General features: G+C 64.1%; 15 protein-coding genes. 7 read left to right on the plus strand and 8 right to left on the minus strand.

Annotation, left to right across the window (positions count from 1 at the left end):
• The first annotated feature begins 101 nt into the window (after window positions 1–101).
• The 3 genes from nosP to R2R70_RS11300 all read left to right on the plus strand — a co-directional run bounded on the left by nosP (window position 102) and on the right by R2R70_RS11300 (window position 4,382).
• Window positions 102–1,292 carry a nitric oxide-sensing protein NosP gene (gene nosP / locus R2R70_RS11290; protein ID WP_410978064.1) on the plus strand — a complete coding sequence of 397 codons (1,191 nt, stop codon included), beginning with the start codon at window positions 102–104 and terminating at the stop codon, window positions 1,290–1,292.
• Window positions 1,282–2,790 carry a hybrid sensor histidine kinase/response regulator gene (locus R2R70_RS11295; protein WP_410978028.1) on the plus strand — a complete coding sequence of 503 codons (1,509 nt, stop codon included), beginning with the start codon at window positions 1,282–1,284 and terminating at the stop codon, window positions 2,788–2,790. Before nosP ends, R2R70_RS11295 begins: the two co-directional genes overlap by 11 nt.
• Before the next feature lie 275 nt (window positions 2,791–3,065).
• Entirely contained in the window at window positions 3,066–4,382 is a 1,317-nt protein-coding gene (locus R2R70_RS11300) for an Nramp family divalent metal transporter (RefSeq protein ID WP_234368263.1), read from the plus strand.
• An 89-nt stretch (window positions 4,383–4,471) separates the two neighbouring features.
• Here R2R70_RS11300 and R2R70_RS11305 read toward each other — a convergent pair whose 3' ends face one another.
• Complete coding sequence (locus R2R70_RS11305) at window positions 4,472–5,275, minus strand: response regulator (RefSeq protein WP_410978029.1); 804 nt, start codon at window positions 5,273–5,275, stop codon at window positions 4,472–4,474.
• Between the two features lie 414 nt (window positions 5,276–5,689).
• Here R2R70_RS11305 and R2R70_RS11310 point away from each other — a divergent pair, with 414 nt between their 5' ends.
• Window positions 5,690–7,210, plus strand: coding sequence for an aldehyde dehydrogenase family protein (locus tag R2R70_RS11310; RefSeq protein ID WP_043333120.1), 1,521 nt, complete (start codon window positions 5,690–5,692; stop codon window positions 7,208–7,210).
• A 295-nt stretch (window positions 7,211–7,505) separates the two neighbouring features.
• Window positions 7,506–8,534 carry an alcohol dehydrogenase AdhP gene (gene adhP / locus R2R70_RS11315; protein ID WP_410978030.1) on the plus strand — a complete coding sequence of 343 codons (1,029 nt, stop codon included), beginning with the start codon at window positions 7,506–7,508 and terminating at the stop codon, window positions 8,532–8,534.
• Between the two features lie 174 nt (window positions 8,535–8,708).
• Here adhP and R2R70_RS11320 read toward each other — a convergent pair whose 3' ends face one another.
• The 4 genes from R2R70_RS11320 to R2R70_RS11335 form a co-directional block, all read right to left on the minus strand.
• The gene (locus R2R70_RS11320) at window positions 8,709–9,200 is read right to left on the minus strand and encodes a pyridoxamine 5'-phosphate oxidase family protein (protein WP_054555360.1); all 492 of its coding nucleotides are present in this window, start codon (window positions 9,198–9,200) and stop codon (window positions 8,709–8,711) included.
• A gap of 162 nt (window positions 9,201–9,362) precedes the next feature.
• Window positions 9,363–9,854 carry a CreA family protein gene (locus tag R2R70_RS11325; RefSeq protein ID WP_410978031.1) on the minus strand — a complete coding sequence of 164 codons (492 nt, stop codon included), beginning with the start codon at window positions 9,852–9,854 and terminating at the stop codon, window positions 9,363–9,365.
• A gap of 96 nt (window positions 9,855–9,950) precedes the next feature.
• The gene (locus R2R70_RS11330) at window positions 9,951–10,292 is read right to left on the minus strand and encodes a DOPA 4,5-dioxygenase family protein (RefSeq protein ID WP_410978032.1); all 342 of its coding nucleotides are present in this window, start codon (window positions 10,290–10,292) and stop codon (window positions 9,951–9,953) included.
• 114 nt (window positions 10,293–10,406) lie between these two features.
• The gene (locus R2R70_RS11335) at window positions 10,407–11,177 is read right to left on the minus strand and encodes a sulfite exporter TauE/SafE family protein (RefSeq protein ID WP_234368262.1); all 771 of its coding nucleotides are present in this window, start codon (window positions 11,175–11,177) and stop codon (window positions 10,407–10,409) included.
• A 233-nt stretch (window positions 11,178–11,410) separates the two neighbouring features.
• Here R2R70_RS11335 and R2R70_RS11340 point away from each other — a divergent pair, with 233 nt between their 5' ends.
• Window positions 11,411–12,436 (plus strand): succinylglutamate desuccinylase/aspartoacylase family protein, encoded by a 1,026-nt coding sequence (locus R2R70_RS11340; RefSeq protein WP_215823831.1) that lies wholly within the window; start codon window positions 11,411–11,413, stop codon window positions 12,434–12,436.
• Between the two features lie 128 nt (window positions 12,437–12,564).
• On the opposite strand, the gene R2R70_RS11345 is transcribed toward R2R70_RS11340, so the two are convergent.
• From R2R70_RS11345 to R2R70_RS11355, 3 genes are all read right to left on the minus strand, one after another.
• A complete protein-coding gene (locus R2R70_RS11345; RefSeq protein ID WP_107335522.1) occupies window positions 12,565–13,962 on the minus strand; it encodes a peptide MFS transporter in 1,398 nt (465 codons plus the stop codon).
• Window positions 13,963–14,417: 455 nt separating this feature from the next.
• Complete coding sequence (gene dusA, locus R2R70_RS11350; protein ID WP_052384479.1) at window positions 14,418–15,425, minus strand: tRNA dihydrouridine(20/20a) synthase DusA; 1,008 nt, start codon at window positions 15,423–15,425, stop codon at window positions 14,418–14,420.
• A 148-nt stretch (window positions 15,426–15,573) separates the two neighbouring features.
• Window positions 15,574–16,191, minus strand: a complete 618-nt coding sequence (locus R2R70_RS11355) for a TetR/AcrR family transcriptional regulator (protein WP_410978033.1) — start codon at window positions 16,189–16,191, stop codon at window positions 15,574–15,576.
• 297 nt (window positions 16,192–16,488) lie between these two features.
• Here R2R70_RS11355 and R2R70_RS11360 point away from each other — a divergent pair, with 297 nt between their 5' ends.
• Entirely contained in the window at window positions 16,489–17,043 is a 555-nt protein-coding gene (locus R2R70_RS11360) for a carboxymuconolactone decarboxylase family protein (RefSeq protein WP_213113502.1), read from the plus strand.
• Window positions 17,044–17,657 lie beyond the last annotated feature (614 nt).

Here is a 17,657-nt window from a genome sequence, read left to right on the forward strand (position 1 = left end):
ACGGATGATCGTCATCTCCGGCTCCGCCGCGCTCGACGGGAGGAGGGGACATGACGGATGTCAGCAGCCGCGTGAAGGAAAGGGCGCGGCCACAGAGCGAGATGCATGCCGTGGCGCTGGCCACGGCGGCCAGTCAGCTCAAGGACCCGCAGGCGGCGGTGGCCGAGCTTGCCCGAACGCTTGATCTGGCGCTGGGAAGTCGTGAGCGGCTCGGCGGTGTGCTGTTCTTCTGCTCGGCGGATTATCCGCTGGCGGCACTGGGCCAGGCGCTGGCCGCCACCTTCGCTGAGGTGCCGGTGAGCGGCTGCACCACCGCCGGCGAGATCACGCCCGCGGGCTATGCGCGCGGTTCCATCACCGCCATCGGCCTTGCGCGCAGTGACTTCGCACTGGCGCAGGTGCTGATCGATGACCTGAGCGGCTTCGATCTTCCGCGGGCCCAGGCGCTGAGTGATGAGCTGCTGGCGCGCTGTCGCGAGCAGGCCGTGGCGCCGGTGATGGGCAACAGCTTCGCGCTGACGCTGCTCGACGGGCTCTCGAGCAGCGAGGAGCAGGTGCTGGCGACGCTGGATGCGGCGCTGGGCAGCATTCCCGCCTTCGGTGGCTCCGCCGGGGATGACAATCGCCTGTCGCACACCTATGTCTACGCCGACGGCGTCTTCCATGATCAGGCGGCGGTCGTGGTGGTGGTCAATACGCGGCTGCCGTTCGAGGTCATCAGCACCCATCACCTCACGCCGCTGGCCGACAAGCTGGTGGTGACGGCGGTGGATCGTGATTCGCGCCGCGTGCTGGAGCTGAATGCCGAGCCCGCCGCCGAGGAGTACGCCAGGCTGGCAGGCGTCGCGCCCGAGGCGCTGGAGGAGGCGGTCTTCGCGCGTTGTCCGCTGGCGGTACGCATCGGCGAGGCGCATTACGTGCGCTCCATCCAGCGCGTGAATGATGATGCCAGCCTGAGTTTCTACTGCGCGGTGGAGACCGGCATCGTGCTCACCGCCATGCAGGCCACGCCGATTCTCGAGCAGCTCGAGCAGCGCCTGGCCGAGGTGGAGGCGCGTCTGGGACCGCCCGCGCTGGCCATCGGCTGCGACTGCTTCCTGCGGCGCATGGAGATCGAGGCGCTGGCGCTGGAGGATGAGGCCTCGCGCATGCTCAGGCGGCACCGGGTGATCGGCTTCAATACCTACGGTGAGCAGCACCACGGCATGCACATCAACCAGACCTTCACGGGTGTGGTGATCGGCCAGCACCGCTCGGTTGCCGACGGCACGGGAGGAGAGGATGTCGCCTGATACGCCGCTGACCGAGCAGGGCTTTCTGATCAGGACAGACCCCCTGACCGAGCCGGATGCCCAGACTGAGCCGGACGCTCTGACTCAGACGGACGCTCAAAGCACCGAACTCGCCGCCCTCAGGGCGCGCAATCGCCAGCTGGAGAAGATCAACGCCGCCCTGATCGAGCGGGTCGAATCCAGCAGCCCTTCACCGAGCGCGCCCTACGCCGCCTTCGAACATGCGGTACTGCTGGCGGATCAGGTGCGCGAGCGTACCGATGCCCTGCATCGCACCCTCGATGAGCTGGGGGCACTCAATCGACGCCTCACCGCCGCCAAGGCCGCCGCTGAGGCGGCCAACCACTCCAAGACCCGCTTTCTCGCCGCCATCAGCCATGACCTGCTGCAACCCCTGAATGCCGCCCGGCTGTTCGCCAGCGCCCTGGAAGAGCAACTGGCGCGGCTGGCGCTGGATGCTTCCCTGCCGGGTGATATGTCTGGTGACGCTACGCCCAGCGAGCTGGTGGCGCGGCTGGGGCGCTCGCTGTCAGATGTCGAGAGTCTGCTGGGCACGCTGGTCGATATCTCGCGGCTGGATGCCGGAGTGCTGACGGCGGATGTCGCCGTCTTCCCGGTGCGTGAACTGCTGGATGTGCTCGCCGAGGAATATCGCCAACTGGGCGCTGCCCGTGGGCTCGAGCTGCATTACGTGGCCAGTCATCTGAGTATCGAGTCGGACCTGCAATTGCTGGCGCGAGTGGTGCGCAACTTCCTGAGCAATGCGCTGCGCCATGTGCCGGATGGCTCGACGCGCGGGCGGGTGCTGCTGGGGTGTCGGCGTCGCGGTGACTGGCTGGAGATCACCGTGGCCGACAACGGCCCCGGTATCGCCGAGCATCAGCGCGAGGTGGTCTTCCAGGAATTCCGACGCCTGGCGCCGCGCCAGGACAACGAGCAACGCGGCCTCGGGCTGGGGCTGGCGATCGTCAAGCGCATCACCGGCCTGCTGGAGCACCCCTTGTCGCTGACCAGTACGCCGGGGCGCGGCGCTGCCTTCGCGGTCCGCGTGCCGATTCGTCAGCCTGCCAGTGTGGAGGGGCCAGCGGCTGACGCGACTTCTCCCGGCCAGCCTTGCGCGTCACCGCTCGCGCAGCCGCTGCTCGATACCGTTATCTGGGTGGTCGAGGATGATCGGGAGGTGTGTGCCGGCATGCAGTCATTGCTCGGGGGCTGGGGCGCGAGTGTTTACTGCGCCGATGATGCCGAGGTGCTGTTGCAGCAGGCCGTGGCCGCGCCGCAGGTCTTGATCGTCGATCATCAGCTTGGCGAAGGGCAGCCCGATGGCCTCAAGCAGGCGCAACGCCTGCGGCAACGCTGGCCGGGCTTGCCGGTGGTGGTGATCAGCGCAGACCACTCGGCGCCGCTCAAGGCCAGGGCGCGTGCGCTCGGGTTCGGGTTTCTGCTCAAGCCGGTCAAGCCACTGCGCCTGCGCCAGTTGCTGGTCAATTGTCGCTAGCCGCGCGCAGAGGTGCTGGAAGTGATGCTGCAAAGGGGGAGGGAAAAGGAGCTGGAAAAGGGCCTCAAGAAGAGACTGGAAAGGGGAGAAGGCAAAGACAGTGGCAAATAGGCGTCCGCCACGGGGGTGATTGAAGGAGCCTATCGGGTACCACGCTTATTTTTAATGAGAATTAGTCGTATTTGGCGTGTATGCTGGTCCCATAGCCTCCCGCATATTTCTTTATCTGTTCGCGGGTCATTGATCTGGCAGGTTTTCCCCCCATGCTGAATGTCATGTCCGATAAATCCGTACGTCATGCCGCAAGCATGTCACTGGGTAGCGAAGGCGACGCCTCTGCTGCCGGTGGTGCGCACACAGCTTCCCCTGTCCGTCTCGCTGGCCGCCTGCGCCGCGCCTTGCCGTTCCTCGGTCCGGCGATGATCGCCGCCGTCGCCTATATTGACCCGGGCAACTTCGCGACCAACATCGAGGCCGGCTCCCGCTATGGCTACACCCTGCTGTGGGTGGTGCTGTGGGCCAACCTGATGGCGATGCTGATCCAGACCCTGTCCGCGCGGCTGGGGCTGGCGACCGGCAAGAATCTGGCCGAGGTCATCCGTGAACGCTTCCCGCGTCCGGTGGTATGGGCCTTCTGGGTGCAGGCGGAGATCGTCGCCATCGCGACCGATCTGGCCGAATTCCTGGGGGCGGCGCTGGCCTTCAATCTGCTGTTCGGGCTCAGCATGCTGGAAGGGGCGCTGCTGACCGGCGCCATCACCTATGCGGTGCTGGTGATGCAGCGTTTCGGCTTCCGCATGATGGAAATGATCATCGGCGCGATGATTCTGGCGGTCTCGGCGGGCTTCCTGCTCGAGATCATTCTCAGCCGCCCGCCGGTGGAGCCGATCATCTACGGTCTGCTGACCCCGAACTTCCCGGATAGCCACGCCATCTTCCTGGCGGCGGGCATCCTCGGTGCCACCGTGATGCCCCACGTCATCTACCTGCATTCCGCGCTGTCCCAGAATCGCATTCGGGTGCGTGACAGCGGTCAGCGCCGTCGCGTGATGGGCTACTACCGTCTGGATGTCATCATCGGCATGGCGCTGGCCGGCTTGATCAACATGGCGATGCTGGTGCTGGCCGCCAAGGTCTTCCACGGCAACGGCGAGACCGGTGTGGCCTCCATCACCGAGAGCTACAAGCTGCTGTCGCCGTTGATGGGTCAGGATGCGGCGAGTCTCATCTTCGGCTTCACGCTGTTGCTGGCGGGGCTGTCCTCGTCCATCGTCGGCACCCTGTCCGGTCAGGTGGTGATGCAGGGCTTCGTCAACTTCCGGATTCCGATGTGGCTGCGCCGCGTGATCACCATGGCGCCGGCCATCGCCATCATCCTGATGGAGCTGCCGGAGCAGCAGGTGCTGGTCGCAAGCCAGGTGGTACTCAGCTTCGGGATTCCCTTCGCGCTGGTGCCGCTGTTGATGTTCACCGCCAACCGCCGCCTGATGGGGGATCTGGTCAATCGTCACTGGGTGACGGCCATCGGGGTGCTGGTCGCGGCGATCATCATCCTGCTCAATGGCTATGTGCTGGTCGGCGAGCTGATGTAGGCTCCATGCTTTATGCCCCAGTTCCTATGCCCTTGTGAGAGGTAAAAGCCCTGCCGGTGGCAGGCCCTCGCAACGCCCCGCTGTGTGCCTCATTCGTGAGCGCCCCGGCGGGGCGTTGCGCGTTGTGGAGAGGCAGGGGGCGCACTCGCGCCAGATACGGCAGGCAGGGCGTGGCTTGCCAGCAGGATCGCCTGTACCCGGCTGGCGACCCCCAGCTTGTGCAGGATGGCGGAGACATGCGACTTGATGGTGGTTTCCGCCACGCCCAGCTGCCAGGCGATCATCTTGTTGGATTCGCCCAGCACCATGCGCTCCAGCACGCCGCGCTGCTTGGTGGTGAGGGTCTGCCAGCGCTGCGCGAATTCCGCCTCGCTGAGGCTCGGCGCGAGTTGAGGTGCTGGCGGTGGCACTGGTGCTGAGGCTGAGGCTGATGAGGGTGAGGAAGCCGCCTGGCTCGCCAGCGCCGGACGCGGGGCTGCGCGCATCAGCCGGGCGGGTACATAGACCTCACCGGTCAGCATGCGCGCGAGCGCCTCGCGTAATACCTCCGCCGAGCTCGACTTGGAGAGATAGCCCACCGCGCCGAGTGCCAACGCCTCCAGCACCGTCTCGCGCGCCTCGTGGGCGGAGAGAATCGCCACCGGTAGCCAGTCTGCCTCCTGGCGCAAACGCGCCAGGCCTTCCAGGCCGTGGCTGTCGGGCAGGTCGAGATCCAGCAGCAGCAGGTCGAGGCTATCGGCGTGCGCGTCGATGAGGCTGAGCGTCTCGGCGAGACTGGCGGCCTGCAGCAGCTCGTAGGGCGGTGCCGGCGCGTCAGCGACGCTCAGACTCAGGGTACGACTGATGGCATCACGGAACAGCGGATGGTCATCCGCGATCAACAGACGGTACATGGAGGCTCCTGGCCGGTGGCGGGCGATATCCTGAGCATAACGTCATGGCGTGGTGTCGTGCCTTGCGGCCTTCGCGGTATGGCGGCGTTCGTTTCTCCTTCCTTTTCTCCTCCCAAGGGATGAGACGGTCTCCGCCCATGGGGGCATGTCGCGATTGGCGTCGGTGGTCAAGACTGTGAGAGTCGCCTGATCAAGTACCGCTTGATAGAGCGGGCAGCGGGTCAGCGCCAACGGCGCCACTGCAGAAGGGCCAACACAGGCGTTTCGCTGACACGACAAAGACTTTTCAGCAACGACAACGATTTTTCAGTAACGACAACGACTTTTCAGTAACGACAACAACTGCGCAGCAACGACAACAACAGGCCGTCGATCACGAGCGCCACTCGTGAATCCGGCCAACAGGAGTTCGCCATGATCTACGCCTCCCCGGGCAGCGCCGATGCGCTGGTCACGTTCAAGGATATCTACGGCAACTATATCGGCGGTCGCTTCGTCGAGCCGGTGAAGGGTGAGTACTTCGACAATGTCAGCCCGGTGACGGGCGAGGCCTTCTGCCGTATCCCGCGTTCGAGTGCGGAGGACATCGACCTCGCGCTGGACGCCGCCCACAAGGCAGCCGCTGCCTGGGGCAAGACCTCGGTGCAGGAGCGCTCCAACATCCTGCTCAAGATCGCGGATCGCATCGAGCAGAACCTCGAGATGCTGGCCGTCGCCGAGACCTGGGACAACGGCAAGGCGGTGCGCGAGACGCTGAACGCCGATATTCCGCTGGCGGCGGACCACTTCCGTTACTTCGCCGGTTGCCTGCGCTCCCAGGAAGGCACCGCGGCGGATATCGACGCCAATACCGTCTCCTATCACTTCCATGAGCCGCTGGGTGTGGTCGGGCAGATCATCCCGTGGAACTTCCCGATCCTGATGGCAGCCTGGAAGCTCGGCCCGGCGCTGGCGGCTGGCAACTGCGTGGTGCTCAAGCCGGCGGAACAGACCCCGGCCTCGATTCTGGTGCTCGCGGAGCTGATCAATGACCTGCTGCCGGCGGGCGTGCTCAATATCGTCAACGGCTATGGGGCCGAGGCCGGTCAGGCGCTGGCGACCAGCAAGCGCATCGCCAAGATCGCCTTCACCGGCTCCACTCCCGTGGGCTCGCACATTCTCAAGTGCGCCGCCGACAGCATCATCCCCTCCACGGTGGAGCTGGGCGGCAAGTCGCCCAACATCTACTTCGCCGACATCATGAATGCCGAACCCGAGTTCATCGACAAGGCCGCCGAAGGCCTGGTGCTGGCGTTCTTCAATCAGGGCGAGGTGTGCACCTGCCCGTCACGCGCCCTGATCCAGGAAAGCATCTACGACGACTTCATGGCCCGGGTGATGGAGCGCGTGAAGACCATCAAGCGCGGCAACCCGCTGGACACCGACGTACAGGTCGGCGCCCAGGCTTCCCGCGAGCAGTTCGACAAGATCATGTCTTACATGGATGTCGCCCGCGAGGAAGGCGCCGAGGTGCTCACCGGCGGCAGCAGCGAGCAGCTGGAGAACGAGCTGGCCAACGGCTATTACATCCAGCCGACCCTGCTCAAGGGCAACAACTCGATGCGTGTCTTCCAGGAAGAGATCTTCGGGCCGGTGGTGGCCGTCACCACCTTCCGTGACGAGGCCGAGGCGCTGGCCATCGCCAATGACACCGAATTCGGTCTCGGCGCCGGCGTCTGGAGCCGCGACATGAACGTCGCCTTCCGCATGGGGCGTGGCATCCAGGCCGGTCGCGTGTGGACCAACTGCTACCACCAGTATCCCGCCCATGCCGCCTTCGGTGGCTACAAGAAATCCGGTGTCGGTCGCGAGACCCACAAGATGGCACTGGAGCACTACCAGCAGACCAAGAACCTGCTGGTCAGCTACGACATCAATCCGCTCGGCTTCTTCTAGGCCTGTCTGGCAGCGCCACCGCGACCGGTGGTGCTGCATGCCTCCCGCGATTCTTGCTTGAGAAAATGACAACGATGCCCGCGCCAGATCCGATTGCTTGATCTGGCGCAGGGCAGGGAGCGCTGCGTCTAGTTTCAATGGAGAGGCAAGCTTTGCACTGGCTCGGCGCTGGCGCATGCAGGCGCAAGCCCACACTCTCCGGCGCAACGCTCCGCCGCAACTCTGCTGGTTCGTCTGTCTTGAATGTCCGTCTTTCTTGAATGTTCGTCAGTCTTCAATGGATGAGGAGTACGTCATGGATAGCAGCATGAAAGCCGCCGTGGTACGTGAATTCGGTGCACCGCTGGTGATCGAGGAGGTCGCGGTACCGCGTCCGGGGCGTGGCGAGATTCTGGTCGAGGTCGCCGCCTCCGGGGTCTGTCATACCGACCTGCACGCCGCGCATGGCGACTGGCCGGTGAAACCCAATCCGCCGTTCATTCCCGGCCATGAGGGCGTCGGCACCATCGCGGCGGTGGGCGAGGGCGTCACTCACGTCAAGGAAGGCGACCGTGTCGGGGTGCCTTGGCTCTACTCGGCCTGCGGCCACTGCGAGCATTGCCTGGGCGGCTGGGAGACGCTGTGCGAGAGCCAGCAGAATACCGGCTATTCGGTGAATGGTGGCTTTGCCCAGTTCACGCTGGCGGACGCAGGCTACGTCGGCCGCCTGCCGGACAGCTTGGGCTTCGTGGAGATCGCGCCGGTGCTGTGCGCCGGGGTCACGGTCTACAAGGGGCTCAAGATGACCGACACCCGCCCCGGCCAGTGGGTGGTGATCTCGGGCATCGGCGGGCTGGGACACATGGCGGTGCAGTATGCACGCGCCATGGGCCTGAACGTGGCGGCGGTGGATGTGGATGATGCCAAGCTGGAACTGGCTCGCCGTCTGGGCGCGACCGTGACCGTCAATGCCATGAAGGAAGACCCGGCGAGCGTCATCAAGCGCGAGATCGGCGGCGCGCATGGCGCGCTGGTGACGGCGGTATCGCCCAAGGCCTTCGACCAGGCCCAGAACATGCTGCGCCGTGGCGGCACCCTGGTGCTCAACGGCCTGCCGCCGGGGGACTTCCCGCTGCCGATCTTCTCCACCGTGCTCAATGGCATCACGGTGCGTGGCTCCATCGTCGGCACGCGTCAGGACCTGCAGGAGGCGCTGGACTTCGCCGCGGAAGGCAAGGTCGCCGCCACCGTGCAGACCGGCAGGCTCGAGGACATCAATGACATCTTCGGACGCATGATCGACGGCAAGATCGAGGGGCGCATCGTGCTCGACATGAAGGCCTGAGGCGTTCGTTGGCCGGAATCCTCACCACCGATGACAGGTCTGCTGGAAACGGCAGGCTGCCAGACACGACAACGCCAGCCCGAGGGCTGGCGTTGTCGTGTCTGGCATGGCCGTGTGCGTTGACTCTCACGCGGGTACTGCAAAGAGCTCTCCATGACGAGCTCGGGCTTCTGCTTACACCGTGCCGAATTTCTCGTTCTCGCCCATGTCCGGGGTGTGGTCCTTGTCGAGGTTGGCGCGCGCCACCTCGTAGAGCTGATAGGCCTTGCTCTCCTTGGCCTTCCAGTGCTCACCGGATTGCACCGAGATCTCCAGCAGGGTGACGTCGGGGTCATCCTTGCCTTCCGGGAACCAGGCAGCCACGAACGGATTCCAGAACTTGTCGATCAGGCCCTGATCGCGGTGCAGATTGGCATGACCGCTCAGCGACACGTAGACACCATCATCCTGATCGGAAAAGCTCAGGCAGACCTCGCTGTCCTTCTTGGCCTCAAACACCTTCTCGGCGCTGGCGCGGGTGAAGAACCAAAGGGTGCCGTCGTAGTCATCCTGCACCAGATGCATCGGGCGGGCGTGGGGCATGCCGTCGCCTTGCGTCACCAACATGCCGACCTTCACATCCTTGATCAGCTTCCAGATCTTCTGCTTGTGCTCCGGGCTCGACATCGTGTGTCACTCCTTTGCGTCATGCGAATGAAAATCCGGCTGGCTAGCCGTTGCACAAGACCTTGGAGCGACACCCCCCAACTTCAAGGGATGATGGTGAAGCTTTCGCTTGATGAGCCATTCCTTGATCAGTCAGGGGCTTGATTCAGGCGCCGAGGCGACTCACTGCGCTGCCGGTGCCTGCCAGGCTTCGCTGCCCCACAGCGGCACGCTGCTCAGTGCATGCTTGAAGCTGCCGCTGGTTTCCTTGGTGCTGTAGGCGATATAGAGCAGGCTCTGGGAGTCGCGATCCAGAATGCGGCGAATCTTGAGGCTCTTGAGCAGCACGCTCTTGGACTTGCGATAGACCTCCTCGCCACTCTTGGAGGTGTCGATGTCGGCGATCATCTCCGCCGTGATCGGGCCGGTCTGGCGGCAGGCGATGCTCATGTCGGAGGGATCGGAGAAGTCGAGGTCCGCCTCGATGTTGCTCAGATGGCAGGTCACGCCCGGCACCTTGGGGTCGATCAGGCTCTCGATCTTGATGTCCTTGGTGGTGAACAGGCCCAGCGAGACATCCCCGACCTCGTTGTCATCACAGCCGGCCAGCAGCAGGCCTGAGGCCATCACACCCAGCAGGGCAGCACGAGGGGAAAGGCGGCGCAGTCGCGTCATGGGGGCATCCTTGAGTCAGTGGTGTCAGGCGATGATAGCGTGTCAGACCCGCGGTGGGCGTCAACCATTGCCCTGGCTTCAATGCTTGCCGCAGCCTCACTCGCTGGCGAAGGCAGCGAGATTCAGCGTATGCGAGTTGCCCAGCCACATCACGCCCTGGGTGTGATCGAAGAGGTCATCGCCGGTGCCGGCGTGCACGAAGATGTCCAGCGAGCCACGGTTGAGTGCCAGCCACGGGATGATGCGCCCGAATTCCTCAGGCAGGAAGGACAGCTGACAGCTCCACTGCGGGTGCGGGCCGACCGGCTGCTGGTGGAAGCGGCCGACGCGCAGCGTGAAGCGCTGCTCGGCCTGGGCTGCCAGTTCGCGAGCGGCGGCCAGGCTCTGCTCATCGGTGTAATAGAGATGGGCGTGGTAGTAGCTGATGTGGTGTGTCATGGCGTTGTCTCGATCGTTCTCAAGGGTCTTCCAGCGCTCGGTCTCAAGGGCCGTACCGGGAGTTTTCAATGGCTGATGGCAGTGGTCGTCAGGGCGTGATGGGCCTTGTGGCCATCAGCCCCAGGCCTTGTAGATCAGCTGCACACCCACCAACGCCATCGCGATGATGATCAGGCGGAAGAACAGCTTCTCGTTGACGCGGGATTGCAGCCACAGGCCGCTTCTGACGCCTGCCCAGGCCACCGGCACCAGCAGCAGCGAGGTGGAGAGGCTGGTGAGGTTGATCTCACCCAGCGCCACGTAGGGGCCCAGTTTCATCAGGTTCATGCCAGCGAAGATGATCACCGTGGTGGCGATGAAGGTCTCCTTGGGGTGCTGGCGCGGAATCATGTACAGGTTGTAGGGCGGGGCGCCGGCGTGGGCGAAGAAGCTGGTGAAACCGGCGGTGGCCCCGGCAGGAATGGCCAGCCAGCGGGGCAGCGGTTTCCTGGCTGTCGGTTTGAACAGCATATAGGCGGCGAACAGCAGCGAGATGACGCCCAGCAGGCCGCGAATCATGTTCTCGTCCAGCTCGTCGAACAGCACCACGCCCACCGCGATGCCGATGGCGGCGCTGGGCAGGATGATGCGCACCTCCGACCACAGCTGCTTGCCCCACCAGGCGCGAGAGCTCAGGAAGTCCATCACCAGCAACAGCGGCAGCAGGATACCGGCGGCTTCCAGCGGCCCGATGGCCAGCGCCATCAGCGGCACCGAGAGCGAGCCGAAGCCACCGGCGAAGCCGCCCTTGGAGATGCCGGTCAGGTAGGTCGAGAAGATGATCGCGCTCCAGGCCAGCGCAGAGTAATCGGGCAGTGTCAGCAGGGCGTCGAGAGAATCGGTCACGGGCATCTCATGTCGAGAGGGCGGGCAAGGTGAGTCGTAAAGGCCCATTGTTGAACAATTCTGCCCGCGCTTCATCCCGACACGCTGCAATGAAGTCTTTCCCTTGGCGCACCAATGCGCTAAAAGGCGCATGTCGCACAGTGTTTTCTTTCGAGACACTGGGCGAGTAGCCTGATCTGGCGGGCATGTCGCAGTGCCTGCCGCTCGTTGGTCGAACAATCTCTGAGGTGGCGATGTCACGCGCTCCATTTGAAATCAGCGGTACCCGCATCGCGCCGGGAACGCGGGCCCAGGTCGATGTGCCTGTCGCCAAGCTCTACACCCATGCGCCGCTGCACATCCCCGTCGAGGTGGTGCATGGTCGCCAGCCCGGCCCGGTGCTGCTGGTGTGCGGTGCCATCCACGGTGACGAGATCAACGGCGTCGAGATCGTGCGGCGGCTGCTCAAGAGTTCCAGCCTTTCGCGGCTGCGCGGCACCCTGATCGCGGTGCCCATCGTCAACGTGTTCGGTTTCGTGCAGCACACGCGCTACCTGCCGGACCGCCGTGACCTCAACCGCTGCTTCCCGGGCAGCGAGAGCGGCTCGCTGGGCTCGCGGGTGGCGGCGCTGTTCCGTGAGCAGATCGCCGATCAGGCCACCCACATCATCGACCTGCACACCGGCGCGATTCATCGCACCAACCTGCCGCAGATCCGCGCCACCATGACCGGCAGTGACGCCACGCGTCAGATGGCGGATGCCTTCGGTGCGCCGGTGCTGCTGAATGCCGAGTTGCGCGAGGGCAGTCTGCGCGCCTATGCCAGCGAGCGCGGCGTACCGGTCATCACCTATGAGGCCGGTGAGGCGCTGCGCTTCGATGAGTGGGCGATTCGCCCCGGCGTCAGCGGCGTGAAGCGCGTGATGCGCTCCATCGGCATGCTGGCCAAGGACCGCGACCGCAAGCCCAGCTCGCGCGCGGTGGAGATGTCCAACGGCTCCAGCTGGGCGCGGGCCTCCATCGATGGCATCGTCCAGAGCCGCGTGGGCCTGGGGGACCGCGTCGAGAAGCATCAGGTGCTGGGCATCGTCGCCGACCCCTTCGGCAACAGCGAAAGCGAGGTGCTGTCACCCGCGGATGGCATCATCATCGGCATGGCCAACCTGCCGCTGGCCAACGAGGGCGAGGCGCTCTATCACGTGGCGCGCTTCCATGCGATCGACGATGCCGAGAGCGCCGTCGACAACTTCCAGCAGCTGTTCGAGCCCGACTCCATCTAGGCGCTTCACGCCCCTTTACTGCCCTGTTGCTGGCAGTGATCACGCAAACGCCCCGCTCATTGAGCGGGGCGTTTGCGTTGCAGCAGTCTGTCGTCTGGTCGACAGCGATAGTCACCGTCACAGAGCACTCAGCCGTGGCTGGTCTGGGTCTCGAGCGGGCCGTCATGACGCGCTTCCGCGCCGTGCATCCAGTCCACCAGTTTGCCGGCAAACACCAGCAACAGCAGGCCGCCGAGCACGCCGGTGATGGCGATGCCGCCGAACACGCTCATGGCTCCGGCTTCGCCGACCAGCGAGCCGATCATGCCGGCCAGGTAGTTGGCCAGCGCCACGAAGGCGAACCAGGCGCCCATCATCAGCGCGCCCATGCGCACCGGTGACAGCTTGGTGACCATCGACAGCCCCACCGGCGACAGGCACAGCTCGCCGAGTGTGTGGAAGAAGAAGGCGCCGACCAGCCAGATCATCGAGGCGCTGCCTGCGGCCTTCTGCTCCAGCACCGCGCCGATCATGCACACGAAGCCGATGCCGAGGGCGATCAGGCCGAAGGCGAACTTGACCGGCGAGCTGGGCTCGCGGTTGTCCATGCGTGTCCACAGACCCGCCAGCAGCGGCGAGAGCAGGATGATGAACAGCGGATTGAGCGACTGAAACCAGGCCGCCGGCACTTCAAAGCCCATCAACATGCGGTCGGTGTAGTCCTGCGCATACAGCGCCATCAGGCCGCCGCCCTGCTCGAAACCAGCCCAGAACAGAATGGTGAACAGGCCCAGCACCATGATGACCTTGATGCGGTCACGCTCTTCGCGGCTCAGCGGTGTCTTGCGGTTGCTGCTCTTGCTCAGGCGTGCCTCACGGCGGGCGCTGGGTTCGACCCCCAGGTCACCCAGATGGCGCGGGGCGAAGATGAGCTGGATGGCGACCGCCAGCAGCATGCCGATACCGGCCACCAGGAAGCCGGCGTTCCAGCCATAGCCTTCGGCCATGGAGCCCGCGACGATGCCCGACAGCAGCGCACCGATGTTGATGCCCATGTAGAAGATGGTGAAGGCACCATCACGGCGGTGATCGCCCTGTTGATAGAGGTCGCCGACCATCGTGGAGATGTTGGGCTTGAACAGGCCGTTGCCGACGATCAGCAGGCCGAGACCGATATACAGCAGCATCTCGGGGTCGAGGCCGCTCATGGCCGGCGGCACGGCGAGCACGAATTGCCCGGCCGCCATGATCAGACCCCCGATCAGGATCGCACGGCGGGCGCCCAGCCAGTTGTCGGCCAGTGCTCCGCCGAACATCGGCGTGATGTACACCAGGCCCGTGAAGATGCCGTACAGCTGCAGGGCGTCGCCCTGATTCCAGCCCAGACCGCCACTGGTGACGGCATCGGTGAGATAGAGCACCAGCAGGGCACGCATGGCGTAGTAGGAGAAGCGTTCCCACAGTTCCGTGGAGAACAGCAGATAGAGTCCGGCCGGATGCCCGAACAGCTCACGGCTGTTGGCTCCGGTAGGGGAGTGTGTGGACATGGAACCTCGAAGGAAGTGTCAGCAGAAGCAGCGCAGCCCGGATGACGGGACTGCATGGACCGGCCCACAGGTCTGCAGAGGAGGACTGTGGAGGAATCGCCGATGACGGAGCAGTTGTGTGGCTGACATCACGCGAGCATGGCGTGACGATGTCGAGACCTGTTGTTGTCCGTATGGTCAGCCATTCTGCGTGAGATGGCTTTGTCAGACAATCAAACGAAAGTCATGCATGTTGTTGGTATTTAAGGGGTTATTAGCTTAGATGGCGACGCAGGGTTGCGCCTGGTGTCACGCCTGACAGTGCTGTGCCGTCACTTTGCTGACTGCCGAGACGACGACACCCGGCGCGAGGGCCGGGTGTCGGGGGACTGTCTCTTGAAAGCGCTGCTCTCAAGAGAGCGCAGAAGAGAGAGCGCAGAAGAGAGAGCAGAAGCGGCGCGAACAGGCCAGCTCGATCAGGCCTGTTCGACCTGTGCCTCGGGCCGGTGCTCCGGCACGCGTGCCATGGCGTCATCGATGACCTCGATGCCTGCGCCCGGCTTGTGGGCGTTCTCGGAGACATGACGGCGGAACTGTCGGCCACCCGGCTGCCCCTGGAACAGCCCCAGCAGATGGCGGCTGATGTGGTTGAGGCGCACGCCCTCGGCGAGACGCTTCTCGATGTAGGGCCGGAAGGCACGCAGCGCATCGTGGCGGCTGGTGTGCGGATTCTCGGCCTCGCCGTACAGCTCGCTGTCCACCGTCGCCAGCAACCAGGGGTTGTGGTACGCCTCACGGCCGACCATCACGCTATCGACGTGCTCCAGCTGCTCGTGCAGCTCGTCCATCAGCTTCAGGCCACCATTGATGCCGATATGCAAGGACGGGTGCGCCTGCTTGAGGCGGTGCACGCGGCCATAGTTCAGCGGCGGCACATCGCGGTTCTCCTTCGGCGACAGGCCCTGCAGCCATGCCTTGCGCGCATGCACGCTGAAGGTGTCGCAGCCGGCATCGGCCACGGTGGTGATGAAGCGCTCGAGATCGGCGTCCTCATCCTGATCATCGATCCCGATGCGACACTTCACCGTCACCGGAATCTTCACCTGCGCCTGCATCGCCGCCACGCACTTGGCCACCAGCTCCGGATGGCCCATCAGACAGGCACCGATCATGTTGTTCTGCACGCGATCGCTCGGGCAGCCGACATTCAGGTTCACCTCGTCATAGCCCCAGCTCTCGGCGATCGCCGCACACTCGGCCAGCGCCTGCGGGTCGCTGCCACCCAGCTGCAACGCCAGCGGATGCTCCGTCTCGTCGTGACCGAGGAAGCGCTCGCGGTCCGGATTGAACAGCAATGCCCCGGTGGTCACCATCTCCGTGTACAGCAGCGTACGACGGCTCAACACGCGCGCGAAGGCTCGGTAGTCACGGGTCGTCCATTCCATCATCGGCGCAACGGAAAAGGTGCGGTCAATCGGTGTCATCGGCATGGCAGTCATATCGGCTGGTGTGGGAGCAGGGATCGGAGCATCAGGTGCAGGCGCTGTCGAGACAAGCGGGCGGTGATTCTAGCAGCTTGTGATGCGAAGCGCCGAGTCAGAGGGAGCCGCGAGCCAATGCGCCGCTCATGGCTCAATGCGTGTTGTTGACCTTCAGCGCCTCGATATCCTGAGCGATGTCTTCGGCGAGCTGGCGGACGGCTTCGCTTTCGCCTTCACGCTGGGCGTAGGCGCGCAGGCCCATGACTTCGGCTTGCAGGCGGCGGCCGAGGCGTTCCGGCTGGTGTGCGGGGCGCTCGGGGTCGATGAGTTCACCGGCGTCGCGGGCGTCCGCGAAGGCCTGGCGGAAGCGGGCTTCCATGTTGGCGAGCAGCATCTCGACCTTGTCGCGGGCGGCCTGTTCACGCTCGCCGAGTTCCAGCAGGCTCTTGGCCAGCATGCAGGCGCGGGACGGCACCTCGCAGTCGCGCAGCCCGCCGAGCTTGCGGATATAGGTGGCGAGAGCGGTCAATGGCGAGTCGTGCCTGGCCATCAGGTTTTCCATCTCGCGCAGGCTGCGCGCGGAGTAGCAGTCCAGCGCTTCCTGGAAGAGGCCATCCTTGCTGCCGAAGGTGGCGTAGATGCTGCCGGGACGCATGTCGAGCGCGTGCTCGATATCCTTCAGCGAAGTGGCATGAAAGCCCTTCTGCCAGAAGAGATTGAGCGCCCGTTCGAGGGAATCCTGGCGGTTGTGCAAGGTCGCGCGTGGCATGGCTGTCCTGACGATGGGGCTCGCGAGTGACGCCTGTCTTCGCGCGGCTTGGCGAAGCGGGCAGTCTGCAAGGAGCAAGGTATTGAGTGAGTACTCAAGTTTAACTTGAATGATCGCTCAAATCCAGCTAGTGTGTTCCCCGACAACGCAGTGCAGCGGATGGTCAGGCGTTATTTTGAGCGTTTGCTCATATCTTGCCCTGCATCCTCAGGGGCGCTGCTCAAGGCTTCATGTCACTGACTGGCAGCCCGCCCCTAAGACTCCGCGCATCTCGCTCATCATTCCGAAGGAGTTCTCATGACTGATTTCACACTCTATACCGCCGACAATGCCCCGCAGGAAAGCAAGCCGCTGCTCGGCAAGTCCGTCGAAGCCTTCGGCATGGTGCCGGGCCTGCACGCCGTGATGGCCGAAGCCCCGGGCCTGCTGGAAGGCTACCAGGTGCTGCACCAGCTGTTCCTCGACAGCAGCTTCGATGATGAAGAGACCACCGTCGTGTGGCAGACCATCAACGTCGAGCACAACTGCCACTACTGTGTGCCGGCGCATACCGGTATCGCCAAGTCGATGAAAGTGGATGACGCCATCATCGAGGCGCTGCGCAACGAGACGCCGCTGCCGACCGAGCGTCTGGAAGCCCTGCGTACCTTCACGCTGGCCGTGGTGCGTGAGCGTGGCTTCGTCGATGACGCCACCGTGCAGACCTTCCTCGATGCCGGTTACACCAAGCGCAATGTGCTGGAAGTGATTCTGGGCCTGTCCCAGAAGGTGATGAGCAACTACACCAATCACCTGGCCGAGACGCCGATCGACGAGCCGTTCAAGAAGTTCGAGTGGCACAAGCAGGGCTGAAGCTGAGGTAAGAGGGCACGGCAAGTGCCTGAGCCACCAATGCTAATGAAAATATTTCTCATTAGTGTTGACGTCTGAGCCCGCGGGTCATATTCTGGGGTCATCGCTTCCCCGCCATGGGTAGCGGTGTCCCGGCCAGCGGAGTCAGGCCCCTGTCCGGGAGGCTTCTCATCAGACAGTTTTACGGTCCTTGCCAGCGGCTCATCCTACGGGGTGGGCCGCTTTTTTATGCGCAAAAAAAGACGCCTCCTTCGCTTGCACGAGGGAGGCGTCCGGAAGCGCTTCTCGATTCACTCGCTTTCCGTCTGCCAATGACAGGGAGGAAGGCTTGCGAGTCGAGCGGTGCTTCGTGCTCACCAGATTTGGATGTCAGGTCCCTGGCAAGCGTCTCATCAGGCCAGTCACGACCTTGATATTCTGGCGCCATGATACGTCAGCCGGTGAGGGGAGGCCAGCGGCGCGTGAGATAAACGCTGACTCAATGTTAATGAAAATATTTCTCATTAGTGTTGACGGCGTCTGCCGGAGAGCATAATCTGGATTCATCGCTTCCCGCCATGGAATGCGGTAGCCAGAACAGCGGAGTCAGGCCCCTGTTCGGGTTTCTCCTCATC

The sequence above is a fragment of the Cobetia sp. SIMBA_158 genome, assembly GCF_046566945.1.
Classification (GTDB): Bacteria; Pseudomonadota; Gammaproteobacteria; order Pseudomonadales; family Halomonadaceae; genus Cobetia; species Cobetia amphilecti.

Coding starts and splice junctions, on each gene's coding strand:
- R2R70_RS11305 (WP_410978029.1), bottom strand. CDS start 5,275: ATGTACCGTCTGTTGATCGCGGATGACCATCCGCTGTTCCGTGATGCC.
- dusA (WP_052384479.1), bottom strand. CDS start 15,425: ATGACACCGATTGACCGCACCTTTTCCGTTGCGCCGATGATGGAATGG.
- R2R70_RS11345 (WP_107335522.1), bottom strand. CDS start 13,962: ATGTCCACACACTCCCCTACCGGAGCCAACAGCCGTGAGCTGTTCGGG.
- R2R70_RS11330 (WP_410978032.1), bottom strand. CDS start 10,292: ATGACACACCACATCAGCTACTACCACGCCCATCTCTATTACACCGAT.
- R2R70_RS11310 (WP_043333120.1), top strand. CDS start 5,690: ATGATCTACGCCTCCCCGGGCAGCGCCGATGCGCTGGTCACGTTCAAG.
- R2R70_RS11355 (WP_410978033.1), bottom strand. CDS start 16,191: ATGCCACGCGCGACCTTGCACAACCGCCAGGATTCCCTCGAACGGGCG.
- R2R70_RS11300 (WP_234368263.1), top strand. CDS start 3,066: ATGTCCGATAAATCCGTACGTCATGCCGCAAGCATGTCACTGGGTAGC.
- R2R70_RS11295 (WP_410978028.1), top strand. CDS start 1,282: ATGTCGCCTGATACGCCGCTGACCGAGCAGGGCTTTCTGATCAGGACA.
- adhP (WP_410978030.1), top strand. CDS start 7,506: ATGGATAGCAGCATGAAAGCCGCCGTGGTACGTGAATTCGGTGCACCG.
- R2R70_RS11325 (WP_410978031.1), bottom strand. CDS start 9,854: ATGACGCGACTGCGCCGCCTTTCCCCTCGTGCTGCCCTGCTGGGTGTG.
- nosP (WP_410978064.1), top strand. CDS start 102: ATGCATGCCGTGGCGCTGGCCACGGCGGCCAGTCAGCTCAAGGACCCG.
- R2R70_RS11360 (WP_213113502.1), top strand. CDS start 16,489: ATGACTGATTTCACACTCTATACCGCCGACAATGCCCCGCAGGAAAGC.
- R2R70_RS11340 (WP_215823831.1), top strand. CDS start 11,411: ATGTCACGCGCTCCATTTGAAATCAGCGGTACCCGCATCGCGCCGGGA.
- R2R70_RS11320 (WP_054555360.1), bottom strand. CDS start 9,200: ATGTCGAGCCCGGAGCACAAGCAGAAGATCTGGAAGCTGATCAAGGAT.